The organism is Kitasatospora sp. NPDC058965, from assembly GCF_042741245.1.
Classification (GTDB): domain Bacteria; phylum Actinomycetota; class Actinomycetes; order Streptomycetales; family Streptomycetaceae; genus Kitasatospora.
The window spans coordinates 1-15,986 of the sequence record NZ_JBHYKG010000193.1; the positions used below are offsets into that span (position 1 = coordinate 1).

At 71.0% G+C, this 15,986-nt stretch carries 10 protein-coding genes; 9 read left to right on the top strand and 1 reads right to left on the bottom strand.

Translation table 11 applies throughout. The annotated features are described in order from the left end of the window. Positions 1-154: 154 nt before the first annotated feature. Positions 155-1,144 (bottom strand): 2,3,4,5-tetrahydropyridine-2,6-dicarboxylate N-succinyltransferase, encoded by a 990-nt coding sequence (dapD, locus tag ACFW1A_RS26890; RefSeq protein WP_380412852.1) that lies wholly within the window; start codon positions 1,142-1,144, stop codon positions 155-157. A gap of 124 nt (positions 1,145-1,268) precedes the next feature. Here dapD and ACFW1A_RS26895 point away from each other — a divergent pair, with 124 nt between their 5' ends. The 9 genes from ACFW1A_RS26895 (at position 1,269) to ACFW1A_RS26935 (ending at position 15,946) form a co-directional block, all read left to right on the top strand. Continuing rightward, the gene (locus tag ACFW1A_RS26895; RefSeq protein WP_380412855.1) at positions 1,269-2,897 is read left to right on the top strand and encodes a 3' terminal RNA ribose 2'-O-methyltransferase Hen1; all 1,629 of its coding nucleotides are present in this window, start codon (positions 1,269-1,271) and stop codon (positions 2,895-2,897) included. Continuing rightward, entirely contained in the window at positions 2,894-5,527 is a 2,634-nt protein-coding gene (locus tag ACFW1A_RS26900; protein WP_380412857.1) for a polynucleotide kinase-phosphatase, read from the top strand. The genes ACFW1A_RS26895 and ACFW1A_RS26900 overlap by 4 nt, the downstream gene beginning before the upstream one ends. Positions 5,528-5,691: 164 nt before the next feature. Continuing rightward, on the top strand, positions 5,692-6,693 hold the full coding sequence (argF, locus tag ACFW1A_RS26905) for an ornithine carbamoyltransferase (protein ID WP_380412859.1): 1,002 nt from the start codon (positions 5,692-5,694) through the stop codon (positions 6,691-6,693). Between the two features lie 424 nt (positions 6,694-7,117). Continuing rightward, positions 7,118-9,763 (top strand): aconitate hydratase AcnA, encoded by a 2,646-nt coding sequence (gene acnA, locus ACFW1A_RS26910; RefSeq protein ID WP_380412861.1) that lies wholly within the window; start codon positions 7,118-7,120, stop codon positions 9,761-9,763. Positions 9,764-9,854: 91 nt separating this feature from the next. Further along, positions 9,855-10,496 (top strand): maleylpyruvate isomerase family mycothiol-dependent enzyme, encoded by a 642-nt coding sequence (locus tag ACFW1A_RS26915; protein WP_380412864.1) that lies wholly within the window; start codon positions 9,855-9,857, stop codon positions 10,494-10,496. A gap of 266 nt (positions 10,497-10,762) precedes the next feature. Then, the gene (locus tag ACFW1A_RS26920; RefSeq protein ID WP_380412867.1) at positions 10,763-12,094 is read left to right on the top strand and encodes a glycoside hydrolase family 18 protein; all 1,332 of its coding nucleotides are present in this window, start codon (positions 10,763-10,765) and stop codon (positions 12,092-12,094) included. A gap of 422 nt (positions 12,095-12,516) precedes the next feature. Beyond that, a complete protein-coding gene (gene ngcE / locus ACFW1A_RS26925; protein WP_380412869.1) occupies positions 12,517-13,914 on the top strand; it encodes an N-acetylglucosamine/diacetylchitobiose ABC transporter substrate-binding protein in 1,398 nt (465 codons plus the stop codon). Positions 13,915-14,055: 141 nt separating this feature from the next. Further along, positions 14,056-14,988, top strand: a complete 933-nt coding sequence (locus ACFW1A_RS26930; protein WP_380412871.1) for a carbohydrate ABC transporter permease — start codon at positions 14,056-14,058, stop codon at positions 14,986-14,988. A 10-nt stretch (positions 14,989-14,998) separates the two neighbouring features. Further along, positions 14,999-15,946, top strand: a complete 948-nt coding sequence (locus ACFW1A_RS26935) for a carbohydrate ABC transporter permease (protein WP_380412873.1) — start codon at positions 14,999-15,001, stop codon at positions 15,944-15,946. Positions 15,947-15,986 lie beyond the last annotated feature (40 nt).

Sequence of the window (15,986 nt, forward strand, 5' to 3'; positions counted from 1 at the left end):
TCTCGTGGGCTGGTTGTTGTTTATACGAGACAGCGCTGGGCTAGTGCCGCGCCCACGCCCCCGGCGCGGGGGGGGGCGGCGCCGCGGAACGGGCCGGGCCCCGGCCGCGCGCGGGGCGCGGCCGGGGCCCGGGGTGCTGCGGGCTGGGCCCGGGTCAGTTGTGCGCGTGCAGATCGGCGTTCAGGCCGCCCCAGGAGCCGGAGCGGGCGATCACCTCGACCGCGCCGGACTGCGAGTTGCGGCGGAACAGCAGGTTGTCCTGGCCGGAGAGCTCGACCGCCTTGGCCACCGCGCCGTTCGGGGCGGTGACCCGGGTGCCGGCGGTGACGTAGAGGCCGGCCTCGACCACGCAGTCGTTGCCGAGCGAGATGCCGATGCCGGCGTTGGCGCCCAGCAGGCAGCGCTCGCCGACCGCGACGACCTGCTTGCCGCCGCCGGAGAGGGTGCCCATGATCGAGGCGCCGCCGCCGATGTCGCTGTGGTCGCCGACCACCACACCGGCACTGATCCGGCCCTCGACCATCGAGGTGCCCAGGGTCCCGGCGTTGAAGTTGACGAAGCCCTCGTGCATCACGGTGGTGCCCTCGGCCAGGTGCGCGCCGAGCCGGACCCGGTCGGCGTGCGCGATCCGCACCCCGCTCGGGGCCACGTAGTCCGTCATCCGCGGGAACTTGTCGATCCCGTAGACGGCGAGCTGACCGCCCTCGGCGCGGACCGCCAGCCGGGCCTGCTCCACCAGGTCCACCGGCACCGGGCCGATGCTGGTCCACGCCACGTTGGCGAGCAGCGCGAAGATGCCGTCCAGGTTCTGGCCGTGCGGCTTGACCAGGCGGTGGCTCAGCAGGTGCAGGCGCAGGTAGGCGTCGTGCGCGTCCAGCGGCTTCTCGTCCAGCGAGCTGATGGTGGTGCGCACGGCGACCACCTCGACCCCGCGGCGGGCGTCGGCGCGCAGCGCCCGGGCGGCGCCGGCGCCGAGCTCGGCCTCGGCCTCGTCGGCCGACAGCCGCACGGTGCCGGACGGGCCGGCCGCGTCGGTCAGCGCGGGGGCGGGGAACCAGGTGTCGAGCACGGTGCCGTCGGCGGCGACGGTCGCCAGGCCGGCGGCCACGGCGCCGCGGGTGAGGGAGGAGGTCGTTTCAGTCACACCGAGCACGGTAGCCAATTCCGGCCCGACCTGCCGAAACGGCCCAGCCACCGGACGGCCGCGCGGTGCGACCGCGGCCAAAACCAGGTGCTCGGCCCTCGCCGCGCCAGCGATACTCGCTCGGGTGTTCATCTCGATCTCCACCACAGGTACTGCCGAGCACCCGGCCACCGACCTGGGCTTTCTGCTGCACAAGCACCCTGCCAAGGCCCAGCGGTTCAGCACGGCGCACGGCGAGGCGCACGTCTTCTACCCGACCGCGACCGAGCAGGAGTGCACCGCTGCCCTGCTGCTGGACGTGGACCCGATCGCCCTGGTCCGGCGCGGCCGCGGCAAGGGCCGCGGCGGCTCGCCCGACTTCGCGCTCTCGCAGTACGTCAACGACCGCCCCTACGCGGCCTCCTCGCTGCTCTCGGTGGCCCTGCGCACGGTCTTCCGGAGCGCGATGAAGGGCGTCTGCGAGCAGCGGCCCGGCCTGGCCGAGCAGCCCCGCCCGCTGACGGTGCGGCTGCCCGCGGTGGCGGTGGGCGGTGGCGAGCGGCACGCGCCCGAGGACCGCCCGATGGTCGAGCGCCTCTTCGAGCCGCTGGGCTGGCGGGTGGCGGCCACGGCGATCCCGCTGGACGGGGCCTTCCCGGCCTGGGGCGACTCGCGGTACCTGAGCCTGGAGCTGACCGGGACGCTGCGGCTGGCCGATGCGCTGCAGCAGCTCTACGTGCTGCTGCCGGTGCTGGACGGGGCGAAGCACTACTGGGTCGCGCCCGACGAGGTGGACAAGCTGCTGGACGCGGGGGAGGGCTGGCTGGCGGACCACCCCGAGCGCAACCTGATCACCCGTCGCTACCTGCAGCGCCGCTGGTCCCTGGCGAACGAGGCGCTGCGCCGGCTGGAGCTGGCCCGGCTGGCCGAGGCGGACGACGCCGAGGTCGAGGAGCTGGACGACGCGGTCCCGACCGAGGACACCGGCGGGGTGCAGCGGTCGGCGCCGGCGGCGCAGCCGGACACCACCGAGGAGGAGCAGGACAAGCCGGTCCCACTGGCCCGGCAGCGCCGCGAGGCGATCGTGGAGCTGCTGCGGTCGGTCGGCGCGGCGCGGGTGCTGGACCTCGGCTGCGGCCAGGGCGAGCTGGTGGCCGCGCTGCTCAAGGAGCAGCAGGTCACCGAGGTCCTGGGGGTGGACGTGTCGGCCGGTGCGCTGGCCGTGGCCGCCCGCAAGCTGCGGCTGGACCGGATGTCGGAGCGTCAGTCCTCCCGGGTCCGGCTGGTGCAGGGGGCGCTCACCTACACCGATGCCCGGCTCAAGGGGTACGACGCGGCCGTGCTCTGCGAGGTGATCGAGCACCTGGACCTGCCCCGGCTGCCCGCGCTGGAGCACGCCGTCTTCGGTGCCGCCCGCCCGGGTACCGTGATCGTGACCACTCCCAACGCGGAGTACAACGTGCGCTGGGAGAGCCTGCCGGCCGGCGAGCACCGGCACGCCGACCACCGCTTCGAGTGGGACCGCGCCGAGTTCCGCCGCTGGGCCGAGCGGGTCGCGGCGAACTACGGCTACACCGTCGCGCTGCGCCCGGTCGGGCCACTGGACGAGGAGGTCGGCTCGCCCACCCAGCTGGCCGTCTTCCGGACCGGCGCGGCCGAGGGCGCCCCGGGCCCGGGGAGCGGGCGGACCGGGTCCGCCGAAGCCGCCCGAGCCACGGCCCCCGCCCGAACCACCGAAGCCACCCACCGCACCGAGGGGAGCGAGACCCGATGACCGACCTGACCGCCGATCAGCCGGCCGATCAGTCGGCCGAGCACCGGCCGTGCCGCCTGCCCGTCACCGACCTCTCCCTCGTGGTCCTGGTCGGGACCAGCGGCGCGGGCAAGTCCTCGTTCGCCCGCAAGCACTTCAAGCCCACCCAGGTGATCTCCTCGGACTTCTGCCGCGGCCTGGTGTCGGACGACGAGAACGACCAGTCCGCCTCCGCCGAGGCCTTCGAGCTGCTGCACCACATCGTCGGCAAGCGGCTGGCCGCCGGTCGGCTGACCGTGGTGGACGCGACCAACGTCCAGCAGGGCGCCCGCAAGCAGCTGGTGGCGCTGGCCCGGGCGCACGACGTGCTGCCGATCGCCATCGTGCTGGACGTGCCGCCCGGTGTCTGCGCCGAGCGCAACCGGCAGCGGCCCGACCGCGACTTCGGCGACCACGTGATCCCGCGTCAGCACCGCGAGCTGCGCCGGTCGCTCGCCGGCCTGGAGCGCGAGGGCTTCCGCAAGGTGCACCACCTGCGCGGGGCGGCCGAGGTGGAGGCGGCCGAGATCGAGCTGGAGAAGCGCTGGAACGACCTGCGCGACCGGCCCGGACCGTTCGACATCGTCGGCGACGTCCACGGCTGCCGGGCCGAGCTGGAGACGCTGCTCACCCGGCTCGGCTACCGGCTGGTCCGGGACGACCGGGACCGCCCGGTGGACGCGGTGCCGCCGGCCGGCCGCACCGCGGTCTTCGTCGGCGACCTGGTCGACCGCGGCCCGGACACCCCGGGCGTGCTGCGCCTGGTGATGGGCATGGTGGCGGCCGGCCACGCGCTCTGCGTGCCCGGCAACCACGAGCACAAGCTGGGCCGGGCGCTGGGCGGGCGCAAGGTGACGGTCTCGCACGGCCTGCAGGAGTCGCTGGACCAGCTGGCCGCCGAGCCGCCCGAGTTCGTCGCCGAGGTGCGGGCCTTCATCCGCGGCCTGGTCAGCCACTACCTGCTGGACGAAGGCCGGCTGGTGGTCTGCCACGCCGGTCTGCCGGAGAAGTACCAGGGCCGCAACTCCGGCCGGGTCCGCTCGCACGCGCTCTACGGCGACACCACCGGCGAGACCGACGAGTACGGCCTGCCGGTGCGCTACCCGTGGGCCGAGGAGTACCGCGGCAAGGCGCTGGTGGTCTACGGCCACACCCCGGTCCCGGTGCCCAGCTTCCTCAACAACACCATCTGCCTGGACACCGGTGCCGTGTTCGGCGGCTCGCTGACCGCGCTGCGCTACCCGGAGCGGGAGCTGGTCGGCGTGGCGGCCGAGCAGGAGTGGTACGCCCCGGTCCGGCCGATGGCCACCGACGCGCCCGGTGCCCGCGAGGGCCGGCCGCTCGACTTGGCCGACGTGGCCGGTCGCCGGGTGGTGGAGACCGCGCTGCACGGGCGGATCGCGGTCCGGGAGGAGAACGCGGCCGCTGCGCTGGAGGTGATGAGCCGCTTCGCGCTGGATCCGCGGCTGCTCGCCTACCTGCCGCCGACCATGGCGCCCAGCGCCACCTCGCGCCGCGAGGGCTACCTGGAGCACCCCGAGGAGGCGTTCTTCGCCTACCGGGCCGACGGGGTGCGCGAGGTGGTCTGCGAGGAGAAGCACATGGGCTCGCGGGCGGTGGTCCTGGTGGCCCGGGACGGCGCGGCGCTGGAGCGCCGGTTCGGCCTGGCCGGACCCGGCGCGATCTGGACCCGGACCGGTCGTGCCTTCCTGGGCGACCAGGAGCTGACCGCGGCACTGCTCGACCGGGTCCGGGAGGCGGCCGAGCACGCCGGCCTCTTCGCCGAGCTGGGCTCCGACTGGCTGCTGCTCGACGCCGAGCTGCTGCCCTGGTCGCTCAAGGCACTGGACCTGCTGCGCCGGCAGTACGCCGCGGTCGGCGCCGCCGCCCGCGCCGCGCTGCCCGAGGTGCTCGCCGCCCTGCAGCAGGCCGCGGTCCGGGGCGTCGAGGGCCTGGCCGAGCTGACGGAGCGCCAGCGCCGCCGGGCGGCCGACGTCGAGGCCTTCACCGCCGCCTACCGGCGGTACTGCTGGCCGACCGAGGGGCTGACCGGGATCCGGCTGGCGCCGTTCCAGGTGCTCGCCGCCGAGGGGGCCAACCTGGCCGTGCGCCCGCACGACCAGCACCTGGCCTGGCTGGACGGCCTGGTCGAGGCCGACCGCGAGCTGGCCGCCCGGGCCGGGGCGCAGCCGCTGCTCAAGGCCACCGGCCGACTGGTGGTGGACACCGCGGACGAGGCCTCGGTGGCGGCCGGCACCGCCTGGTGGGAGGAGCTGACCGCGGCGGGCGGCGAGGGCATGGTGGTCAAGCCGCTGGCCTCGCTGGTGCGCGGCGCGGCGGGGGAGGGCCGCCCGGGTGGGCTGGTCCAGCCGGGCCTGAAGGTGCGCGGCCGGGAGTACCTGCGGATCATCTACGGTCCGGACTACACCGAGCACCTGGGCGTGCTGCGCCAGCGGGCGCTGGGCCACAAGCGCTCGCTCGCGCTGCGCGAGTACGCCCTGGGTCTGGAGGGGCTGGACCGCCTGGCGGCGGGCGAGCCGCTCTGGCGGGTGCACGAGCCGGTCTTCGCGGTCCTCGCGCTGGAGTCCGAGCCGGTGGACCCGCGGCTGTAGCCGGAGCTGCAGGGGAAGCCGTGCAGTGGGAGCCGTGCAGGTGGGGCGGGTCGGGGTGCGGACAGCACCCGGACTCGTCCCACCATCCGGGCCGCTGCATACAAATTCAAGGCTTCGTATACTATTGCCGAAGCATCCCCGTCCCGTCACCTCAGGAGCCCGGCATGGCCTTGAACCTCCGGAACCGGCACTTCCTCAAGGAGCTCGACTTCACGGCCCAGGAGTTCCGCTTCCTCCTCGACCTGGCCGCGCAGCTCAAGGCCGCCAAGTACGCCGGCACCGAGCAGCCCCGCCTGCGCGGCAAGAACATCGCGCTGATCTTCGAGAAGACCTCCACCCGGACCAGGTGCGCCTTCGAGGTGGCCGCGCACGACCAGGGTGCCTCCACCACCTACCTGGACCCGTCCGGCTCGCAGATCGGCCACAAGGAGTCGGCCCGGGACACCGCCCGGGTGCTGGGCCGGATGTTCGACGCCATCGAGTACCGGGGCCACGGCCAGGCGATCGTGGAGGAGCTGGCCGCGCACGCCGGCGTGCCGGTCTACAACGGCCTGACCGACGAGTGGCACCCCACCCAGATGCTGGCCGACCTGCTCACCATGACCGAGCACTGCGCCAAGCCGCTCGGCGAGATCTCCTTCGCCTACCTGGGCGACGCCCGGTACAACATGGGCAACTCGCTGCTGGTCACCGCCGCCCTGCTGGGGATGGACGTGCGGATCGTGGCGCCCGAGGCCTACTGGCCGAGCGAGCAGGTGCGCAAGTCCGCCGAGCAGCTCGCGGCGGTCAGCGGCGCCCGGATCGGCTACACCGAGTCGGTGGCCGACGGCGTGGCCGGGGTGGACTTCCTCTACACCGACGTCTGGGTGTCGATGGGCGAGCCCAAGGAGATCTGGCTGGAGCGGATCGAGCAGCTGAAGGACTACCAGGTCTCGATGGACACGGTCCGGGCCACCGGCAACCCGCGGGTCAAGTTCCTGCACTGCCTGCCGGCCTTCCACGACCTGGGCACCGCGCTGGCCCGCGAACTGCACGAGGCCACCGGCATGACCGAGCTGGAGTGCACCGACGAGCTCTTCGAGTCGGCCCACTCGGTCGTCTTCGACCAGGCGGAGAACCGGCTGCACACCATCAAGGCGGTCATGGTCGCCACCCTCGGCAGCTGAGCCGGCCGGCCCGCCGGGCCCGCCCGCAGCTCCGAACGGCACGTTGACGACGGCCACCCGCTCGCCCGCCGGGTGGCCGTCCGCGTCGAGTCGGCGCCGAGTCCGCGTCGAGTCGGCGTCGAGTCCGCGTCGGGCCCACGGCCGGCCGCCCCGCGGGTGCGCGGCCACCCCGCTCGTGCCGGTCCCCGCGCGCGTCGGCCCCCGTGTGCGGCACCGCCGGGGCGGGGCGCGCCGGAGGGGTGCCCCACGTCCGTCCCCGGTTGCCCATGCACTATGGTTTATCTCGACATCGAGATAACTCGACGCTATGGTTTATCTCGACATCAAGATACTTGCCGAGAGGCGATCCACGGGCTTCCTCGTGTGGGCAGCGTCTGGGCACCAATCCCCACGTGCCGCACGAAGCACCTAGAAGGAGTCAGTCGTGTCCGCGAACAGCTTCGACGCCCGCAGCTCGCTGCAGGTGGGCGACGAGTCGTACGAGATCTTCAAGCTCTCCGCCGTCGAGGGTTCCGAGCGGCTGCCGTACAGCCTCAAGGTGCTGCTGGAGAACCTGCTCCGCACCGAGGACGGCGCGAACATCACCGCCGACCACATCCGCGCCCTCGGCGGCTGGGACCCGACCGCCGAGCCGAGCGAGGAGATCCAGTTCACGCCGGCCCGCGTGATCATGCAGGACTTCACCGGCGTGCCCTGCGTGGTCGACCTGGCCACCATGCGCGAGGCGGTCAAGGAGCTGGGCGGCGACCCGGCCAAGATCAACCCGCTCGCCCCGGCCGAGCTGGTCATCGACCACTCGGTCATCGCCGACAAGTTCGGCACCAAGGACGCGTTCACCCAGAACGTCGAGATCGAGTACGGCCGCAACAAGGAGCGCTACCAGTTCCTGCGCTGGGGCCAGACCGCGTTCGACGAGTTCAAGGTCGTCCCGCCGGGCACCGGCATCGTGCACCAGGTCAACATCGAGCACCTGGCCCGCACCGTCATGGTCCGCAACGGCCAGGCCTACCCGGACACCTGCGTCGGCACCGACTCGCACACCACCATGGTCAACGGCCTGGGCGTGCTGGGCTGGGGCGTCGGCGGCATCGAGGCCGAGGCGGCCATGCTGGGCCAGCCGGTCTCCATGCTGATCCCGCGCGTGGTGGGCTTCAAGCTGAACGGCGAGCTGCCGGCCGGCGCCACCGCCACCGACCTGGTGCTCACCATCACCGAGATGCTGCGCAAGCACGGTGTGGTCGGCAAGTTCGTCGAGTTCTACGGCGCCGGCGTCACCGCCATCCCGCTGGCCAACCGCGCCACCATCGGCAACATGTCGCCGGAGTTCGGCTCGACCTGCGCGATCTTCCCGATCGACGGCGAGACCATCAACTACCTCAAGCTCACCGGCCGCGACGCGCAGCAGCTCGCCCTGGTCGAGGCCTACGCCAAGGCCCAGGGCCTGTGGCACGACGCGGCCGTCGAGCCGGTCTACTCCGAGTACCTGGAGCTGGACCTGGCCACCGTGGTCCCGTCGATCGCCGGCCCGAAGCGCCCGCAGGACCGCGTGATCCTGGCCGAGTCGGCCGCCAGGTTCGCCGAGGCGCTGCCCTCCTACGCGTCCGAGGCCTCCAAGCCGACCACCGTCACCGCCCCCGACGGCTCGTCGTACCAGATCGACAACGGCGCGGTCGTGATCGCCTCGATCACCTCCTGCACCAACACCTCCAACCCCTCCGTCATGCTGGGCGCCGCCCTGCTGGCGAAGAAGGCCGTGGAGAAGGGCCTGCACGTCAAGCCCTGGGTCAAGACCACCCTGGCCCCCGGGTCCAAGGTCGTCATGGACTACTACGAGAAGGCCGGCCTGCTCCCGTACATGGAGAAGCTGGGCTTCAACCTGGTCGGCTACGGCTGCGTGACCTGCATCGGCAACTCGGGCCCGCTGCCCGAGGAGGTCTCCGCCGCGGTCAACGAGGCCGACCTCGCGGTCGTCTCGGTGCTCTCCGGCAACCGCAACTTCGAGGGCCGGATCAACCCGGACGTGAAGATGAACTACCTGGCCTCCCCGCCGCTGGTGGTCGCCTACGCGCTGGCCGGCAACATGAACGTCGACATCACCCGCGCCGCGCTGGGCCAGGACGCCGACGGCAACGACGTCTTCCTCGCCGACATCTGGCCGTCGGAGCAGGAGGTGGCCGACGTGGTCGCCAACTCCATCGACCAGGACATGTTCGCCAAGGACTACGCGGACGTCTTCGCCGGCGACCACCGCTGGCAGTCGCTCCCGGTCCCGACCGGCAACACCTTCGAGTGGGACGCCGAGTCCACCTACGTCCGCAAGCCCCCGTACTTCGAGGGCATGGCCAAGACCCCGAGCCCGGTGACCGACATCGCCGGCGCCCGCGTGCTGGCCAAGCTGGGCGACTCGGTCACCACCGACCACATCTCCCCGGCGGGCAACATCAAGGCCGGCACCCCGGCCGCGCAGTACCTGACCGAGCACGGTGTGGACAAGCGCGACTTCAACTCGTACGGCTCGCGCCGTGGCAACCACGAGGTGATGATCCGCGGCACCTTCGCCAACATCCGCCTGCGCAACCAGGTCGCGCCGGGCACCGAGGGCGGCTACACCCGCGACTTCACCCAGGCCGACGCGCCGGTGTCGTTCATCTACGACGCCTCGCAGAACTACCAGGCCGCGGGCATCCCGCTGGTGGTGCTGGCCGGCAAGGAGTACGGCTCCGGCTCGTCCCGCGACTGGGCGGCCAAGGGCACCGCGCTGCTGGGCGTGAAGGCGGTCATCGCCGAGTCCTACGAGCGCATCCACCGCTCCAACCTGATCGGCATGGGCGTGCTGCCGCTGCAGTTCCCGGCCGGCCAGAACGCCGACAGCCTGGGCCTGACCGGCGAGGAGACCTTCTCCATCACCGGTGTGACCGAGCTGAACGAGGGCCGCACCCCGAAGACCGTCAAGGTCAAGGCCGGTGACGTGGAGTTCGACGCGGTGGTGCGCATCGACACCCCCGGCGAGGCGGACTACTACCGCAACGGCGGCATCCTGCAGTACGTGCTGCGCTCGCTGATCGGCTGATCGGGCCCAGCGCCGGCTGAGCCGGCACCGAGCACGACCGGACCGCGTCCCTCCCCAGGTGGAGGGGCGCGGTCTGTGCTATTCCGGACATATGAACGCCGGTAGTGACGAGATCTGGCCGCTCATCCACGCCGAGCGGAAGGCGCTGCTGGCCGACGTGCGGCAGCTGGCCCCCGAGCAGTGGACCGTCTTCTCGCTCTGCGCCGGGCGCACGGTCCGCGACGTGCTGGCCCACATGGCCGCCACCGCGCGGATGACGCCCCGCGGCTTCTTCGTGAAGCTGGCCAAGGCGGGCTTCAACTTCCAGAAGATGACCGACCGGGAGATCCACGAGCTGACCCGGGGGCGCCCCACGGCCACCGTGACCGCCTTCGCCGACCTGGTGGACGCCACCGACCACCCGCCGGGCCCGGACCCGAGCTGGCTGGGCGAGACCGTGGTGCACGCCGAGGACATCCGCCGCCCGCTCGGCCTCCCGCACGACTACCCCGAGCGGGCGCTCACCACCTGCGCGGACTTCTACCGCTCGTCCAACCTGCTGATCGGCGGCAAGAAGCGGGTGGCCGGCCTGAAGCTGACCGCCACCGACGCCGACTGGACCGCGGGGGAGGGGCCCGAGGTCACCGGGCCGATGCTGGACCTGCTGCTGGCGATCACCGGCCGCCCGGCCGGACTGGTCGGGCTGACCGGGGACGGCACCGCCCAACTGCGCGAGCGGATGCCGCACCACTGACCTGCCTGCCGCCCCCTCGGCCTGCCTGCCTCCCCACTGACCGGCGTGCGCCCCTCCCACCGGTCCCCGGGCCGCGGGCCCCGGTCGACCGGTCCCGGCTGACCTGTCGCCGCCACCGCCCGCTGGCCGAATCCCGCCCGTGCCGCCCGGGCCCTTGTGCGCGCGGTCCCGGATGGACTAAACCTCTGTCTCAGCTTGGTCCAGACCATTCCTGGTCGGGGCCGCCATGTTTGATGCTGTCTCAGAGAGAGCCACAGGTCTCCCGCATGCGCATCTCCCGTCGTTCCTCGGCCGTGCTGGCCGCCGCCACCGTGCTGGCCTCGCTGGCCGCCGCACCGCTCGCCCAGGCCGAGCCGCAGGGGCACCGCCACCTGCCCGGCCAGCGGGTCGGCTACTTCACCCAGTGGGGCATCTACAGCGGCTTCTCCGCCAAGAACGTGCAGACCTCCGGTCAGGCCAGCAAGCTGACCGTGCTGAACTACGCCTTCGGCAACGTCTCCGCCGACGGCACCTGCTTCGAGGCCAACGCCGCCGGTGTCGGCGACGCCTGGGCCGACTACCAGCGCCCGGTCTCGGCCGACGAGTCGGTGGACGGCGTGGCCGACACGGCCGACCAGCCGCTGAAGGGCAACTTCAACCAGCTGCGCAAGCTCAAGGCGGTCAACCCGCAGCTCAAGGCGGTCATCTCGCTGGGCGGCTGGTCCTGGTCCAAGTACTTCTCCGACGCGGCCGCCACCGACGCCTCCCGGCAGAAGTTCGTGGCCTCCTGCATCGACCTGTACCTCAAGGGCAACCTGCCGCAGATCGGCTCCGCCGAGGGCGGCGCGGCTGCGGGCGCGGGCGTCTTCGACGGCATCGACATCGACTGGGAGTACCCGGGCGGCGGCGGTGACGGCGGCAACGTGGTGCGCCCCGAGGACGGCCACAACTACACCCTGCTGATGCAGGAGTTCCGCCGGCAGCTGGACGCCCTGGGCCGCCAGCAGCACAAGCACTACCTGCTGACCGACGCGGTCCCGTCCGGCGAGGGCAAGCAGGCGCAGCTGGAGGTCCGCAAGGTCGCCAAGTCGGTGGACTGGATGAACCTGATGACCTACGACTTCCACGGCTCCTGGGAGGCCCAGGGGCCGACCGACCACAACGCCAACCTCTACTCCGACCCGGCCGACGCGGCCCCGGACAACAAGGGCTACAGCGTGGACCGGGTGGTCCAGGACTACCTCGACCGCGGGGTGCCGGCCAACCGCCTGGTGCTGGGCGTGCCGTTCTACGGCTACGGCTGGACCGGCGTGCCGGCCGGCCCCCGGAGCGGGCTCTACCAGCCCGCCACCGGCCTGGCCCAGGGCGGCAACCTGCCGTACAAGACGATCAAGGACCTGCCCGGCCAGGTCTTCTACGACCGCGCGCACGGCGCGACCTGGAAGTACGACGGCACCACCTTCTGGTCCTTCGACACCCCGCAGCTGCTGAGCCGCAAGGCCGAGTACGCCAACGAGAACGGCCTGGCCGGTGTGATGGCCTGGTCGCTGGACAACGACGACGCCCAGGGCAGCCTGGTCGCGGCACTGGACAAGGGGCTGCGCGCCGACGAAGACTGAGGGCCCGCCGCCGTACTCGACGTAGTGCCACCCGATGCGCGGCTTCGCGCAGCCACCTCCTGGCTGCGTGAAGCTGCGCATTTCTATGTTCATATGAGCAGACTCGCGCTAAGGTGCTCGGCACGCAGGCAACGCTCAGGTAGCGCGCAGAAATACGCAGGCTCCCTGAACATTGCACATGCTGCACCGCCGACAACGCTTTGAGTGCTGCAGGCCGTTACCGACGGGAAGAGTATTGCCGCCGAATGAACAGTGGACTATACCTTTGCCCATCGACGAGACCCCTTCTGACCGGCACCTTAGCTGCGAGGCACAGTTAAGGCGCGCAACAGAAGCGGTAGTTGACTGGTCGTCAGTTCACTTTTCCGGCCGCACGTCGGTTCACCTCTGCATCACTCGGACACTGAGGGGTTAGGGCACACATGGGCTCTGCAACTGAGTACAACCGCCGCGACATCTTCAAGCGCGCGGCTGCTGTCACCGTTCTGGCGGCCGGCGGCGGCTCGCTGCTCGCGGCCTGTGCCGGCGGTACCGGCGGCAGCAGCGACACCAAGAGCACCGCCTCGGCGGGCACCGGGAACGCCAACAACCCGTTCGGGGTCAAGGCGAGCGACCCGCTGGACGTCGTGATCTTCAAGGGCGGGTACGGCGACGACTACGCCAAGGCCTTCGAGGACATGTACAAGAAGACCTACGCCGGCGCCACCATCAGCCACCTGGGCACCCAGGACATCAGCCCCAAGCTCCAGCCGCGCTTCAACGCGGGCAACCCGCCGGACGTCGTGGACGACTCCGGTGCCCAGCAGATGAAGATCGACGTGCTGGCCGGCGCCGACCAGCTCACCGACCTCAGCGTGCTGCTCGACGCGCCCTACCTGGACGACCCGTCGAAGAAGATCCGCGACGTGCTGCTGCCCGGCACCATCGAGCAGGGCACCATCAACGGCAAGATGTACTCGCTCAACTACGTCTACACCGTGTACGGCCTGTGGTACTCCAACAAGCTGTTCAAGGACAAGGGCTGGGCTGTCCCGAAGACCTGGGACGACTTCATCACGCTGTGCGGGACCATCAAGGCGGCCGGTGTCGCCCCCTTCGCCCACCAGGGCAAGTACCCGTACTACGCCAACTACGTGATCCTGGACCTGATCGCCAAGCAGGGCGGCCTGGACCTGATCAAGAAGATCGACGCCTGCGACCCGACCGCCTGGGACGACCCGGCGGTGCTGGCCGGCGTCAGCGCCTTCTACAAGATCATGGAGGGCGACTACCTCCTCCCGGGCACCAACGGCATGACCCACACCGAGTCGCAGACCGCCTGGTGCCAGGGCAAGGCCGCCTTCATCCCCTCCGGCTCGTGGCTGGAGAACGAGATGATCAAGGTCACCCCGGCCGACTTCGACATGGCCTTCCTGCCGATCCCGTCGCTGACCGGCGACAAGCTGCCCGCCACCGCCGTGCGCGCCGGTGCCGGTGAGCCGTTCATCGTCCCGAGCAAGGGCAAGAACAAGAACGGCGGCCTGGAGTTCCTGCGGATGATGCTGACGAAGGAGGGCTCCGGCAAGTTCGCCGCGGCCGCCAACTCGCTCACCGTGCTCAAGGACGGCATCGGCGCCGACGTGGTGCTCAAGCCGGGCACCAAGTCGTCCTCGGTGGCGGTCACCGCGGCCGGCACCGGCACGTTCAACTTCACCTACCCGGACCTGCAGACGGCCTTCGACACCGAGCTGCAGAACGCCACCAACGAGCTGGTCAACAAGCGGATCAGCCCGGCCGACTGGGTCGCCCGCGGCAAGGCCGCCACCTCCAAGAAGGTCTGACGCCCGCACCGGCCTCGGTACCACCTCCGGACACCGGGGCCCGCTCGCGGGCCCCGGTGCTTCCACGCGCCCCGCTGAATCAACACCGCGCAGCTTTCAAGCCTGTCTGACCGCAGGCTGTGGCGGACAGGAGCAGCTCCCATGCGTCATCGCAAATACCCCTTCATCGTGGGGTTCCTCTTCCTCCCGGTCGTGCTGTACGTGTTCCTGGTGATCTGGCCGTACCTGCAGACCTTCGGGTACTCGATGACCGACTGGTCGGGTGCCTCGCAGCAGATGAACTTCGTCGGCCTGCAGAACTACGGCAAGCTCTTCGGGGACAGCACGTTCCTCGTCGCCCTGCAGCACAACCTGCTCCTGCTGATCGTGCTGCCCCTGGGCACCATCCTGCTGGCGCTCTTCTTCGCCTTCATGCTCAACGTGGGCGGCAAGGGCGGGACCGGCGGCGTGCAGGGCGTCCGCGGCGCCTCCTTCTACAAGGTGGTGTTCTTCTTCCCGCAGGTGCTCTCGGTCGCCATCCTCTCGGTGCTCTTCCAGGGGGTCTACCGGACCGACCAGGGCGGCCTGCTCAACGGCGTCCTGGTCAAGCTCGGCCTGGAGGACGCGAACCACCCGTGGCAGTGGCTGGCCGACCCCAACCTGGGCCTGTGGTGCGTCATGGGCGTGCTGATCTGGTCCGGCGTCGGCTTCTACCTGGTGCTCTTCTCGGCCGCGATGCAGAACGTGCCGAAGGACATCTACGAGGCCGCCCTGCTGGACGGCGCCAAGCGCGGCCAGACCTTCTTCAAGATCACCCTCCCGCTGCTCTGGGAGACCATCCAGACCGCCTGGGTCTACCTGGCGATCGCCGCCATGGACGCCTTCGCGCTGGTCTCCACCATGACCCCCGGTGCGTACTACGGCGGTGGCCCGGACCACCACAGCGAGATCATGGCGACCCTGCTGATGCGCAACTTCATCACCTACGGCAAGGCCGGCTACGCCTGCGCCATGGGTGTGGTGATCTTCTTCATCACCCTGGTCCTGTCCGTCGTCTCGCTCCGGGTCACCCGGCGCGAGAAGATCGAGTTCTGAGGTCCCCGGCATGAGCACACACACCGACGCGGCCACCGTTCCGGCCCAGCGCCCCGGTTCCGACGCGCCGCGCAAGCCCACCCGGGAACAGCGCTTCGCGGACGGCGGGGGGATCCTCAACGTCTTCTCGCACGGCTTCCTGGCGCTCTGGGCGCTGATGATCATCGTCCCGCTGATCTGGATCGTGCTCGGGTCCTTCAAGACCAACGCGCAGATCGGCGGCAGTGCCTGGAGCTGGCCCTCGCACTGGCACTTCGACGCCTTCTCCCGGGCCTGGACCAAGGGCATCGGCGGCTTCTTCGCCAACACCGTGATCGTGCTGGCCGGTTCGCTCACCCTGACGATGCTGCTCGGCGCGATGGCGGCCTACGTGCTGGCCCGCTACGAGTTCCGCGGCAACCGGATCATCTACTACTTTTTCGTCGCCGGCGCGATGTTCCCGGTCTACCTGGCGCTGGTCCCGCTCTTCTTCATGGTGAAGAACCTCGGCGAGATCACCCCGCTGCTCGGCCTGAACAGCTACCTCGGCCTGATCCTGGTCTACACGGCCTACTCGCTGCCGTTCACCGTCTTCTTCCTCTACGCCTTCTTCCGCTCGCTGCCCACCGCGGTGCACGAGGCGGCGATGATCGACGGCTGCTCGCACACCCGGGCCTTCTTCCAGGTCATGGTGCCGATGGCGAAGTCCGGGCTGATCAGCGTCTTCATCTTCAACGTGCTGGGCCAGTGGAACCAGTACCTGCTGCCGGTCACCCTGATGCAGCAGCAGAGCGGCACCGACCCGGACCGCTCGATGCTGGCCCAGGGCCTGATGAACCTGGCCGTGCAGAGCGGCTACGCGAGCGACTTCCCGGGCCTGTTCGCCGGGATGACCATCGCGATGCTGCCGGTGCTGGTGGTCTACCTGTCCTTCCAGAAGCAGGTGCAGGCCGGCCTCACCTCGGCCACCCTCAAGTAGCGGACGCCGAACGGCCCGCTCCCCCACCGAAGGGGGAGCG